Annotated in this window: 2 protein-coding genes; both read left to right on the forward strand. The window is 64.8% G+C overall.

Features of this window, described 5'->3' with window-relative positions:
- A partial coding sequence (locus Q7U29_RS23745) for an acetate--CoA ligase family protein (protein WP_304745394.1) occupies positions 1-383 on the forward strand: 383 nt, incomplete at its 5' end.
- 49 nt (positions 384-432) lie between these two features.
- Positions 433-1,638 (forward strand): CaiB/BaiF CoA-transferase family protein, encoded by a 1,206-nt coding sequence (locus Q7U29_RS23750; RefSeq protein ID WP_304745396.1) that lies wholly within the window; start codon positions 433-435, stop codon positions 1,636-1,638.
- Positions 1,639-1,677 lie beyond the last annotated feature (39 nt).

Genomic DNA, 1,677 nt, shown 5'->3' on the forward strand with positions numbered 1-1,677 from the left:
AACTGGTGGTCGGCGCTGCGCTCGACGCCGAGATGGGACCGGTGGTGCTGTTCGGCACCGGCGGCGTCGACATCGAGCTGATGAAGGACGTCGCATTGGCCGGCGCGCCGCTGGACGCCGCCGAGGCCAGGCAGTTGATCATCCGCACCAAGGCCGGCGTCAAACTGAAGGGTTATCGCGGCAAGCCCGCGCTGCACGAGGCATCCGTGATAAAAGCCATCGTCGGTCTCTCCAACCTGATGACGGACGCCGGCAACCGCATCGCCTCGATCGACGTCAACCCGTTCCTGATCAACACCAAAGTCGGCGTCGCCGTCGATGGCCTGATCGTGCTCAACAACGCCGCGGCCAGGAACGCTGCCACGGACGCCGCCAAACACTGAGGAGGAACGCCCTCGGCCATTGCGCGCCTTTGCGCGCCGGAGAGCATCCATGAATCGGGAACAGCTGCCGTTGTCCGGCATCACCGTCGTCTCGCTCGAACAGGCCATTGCGGCACCGCTGGCCAGCCGGCATCTGGCCGACTGGGGTGCGCGGGTCATCAAGATCGAACGTCCGGGCAAGGGCGATTTCTGCCGCGACTACGATTACGTGATGAACGGGATGTCGAGCCAGTTCGCCTGGACCAACCGATCGAAGGAGAGCCTCGCGCTCGACGTCAAAAGCGACGAGGGCCAGCGCGTGCTCGACGCACTGTTGCCGCAGGCGGACGTGTTTCTGCAGAATCTCGCGCCCGGCGCAGCGAAGCGCCTCGGTCTCGATGCCGCCACGCTGGTGGCGCGCTTTCCCCGCCTGATCGCCTGCGATATTTCCGGCTACGGCAGCGGCGGCCCCTATGGCGAGAAGAAAGCCTACGACCTGCTGGTGCAGTGCGAGGCGGGATTCCTGTCGATCAACGGCACCCAGGAAGCGCCGGCGAAATGCGGCATCGCCGTCGTCGACACCGCGACCGGCATGTACATCGTCAATGGCGTGCTGATGGCGCTGTTCAATCGCGAGCGCACCGGCAAGGGCATGGCGTTCGAGGTTTCGCTGTTCGATTCCATGACCGAATGGATGAGCTATCCCGCCTATTACACCGATGGCGCCGGCAAGCCGCTGCTCCGCACCGGCACCCGGCACGCCACCATCGCGCCCTACGGCCCGTTCCGGTGCGGCGACGGCCGGGTGGTGTTCTTCGGCATTCAGAACGCTCGCGAATGGACCGCACTCTGCGCGCAGGTGCTGGATGACGCCGCGCTGGCGAGCGATCCGCGCTTTCTAGACAATCCGCAGCGCATGCAGAATCGCGATGCGCTGGAGGCGCTGATCGAGGAAAAATTCGCGAAATTTTCAGTGGAGCAGGTGATCCAGCGGCTCGACGACGCCGCCATTGCCAATGCCAACATGAACACGGTCGAAAGCTTCCTGCAGCATCCGCAGCTGCACGCCCGCGACCGAATCCACAAGGTGGGCTCGCCGAACGGACCGCTGATTAGCTTCCTGCCCGCGATCACCATTCCCGGCGTCGATCCTGTCATGGGCGACATTCCCGCAGTCGGCGAGCATACCGACGCGATCCTGGCCGAACTCGGCCTGCTTGACAGTCGTCGTCCCCGCGAAGGCGGGGACCCAGTACGCCGGGAAATCAGCGATTGAACCGAGAAGCCGCAGCGTACTGGGTCGCCCGGTCATAGG

Origin of the sequence: Bradyrhizobium sp. (assembly GCF_030654605.1) — a bacterium.
Taxonomy (GTDB): Bacteria; Pseudomonadota; Alphaproteobacteria; order Rhizobiales; family Xanthobacteraceae; genus Bradyrhizobium.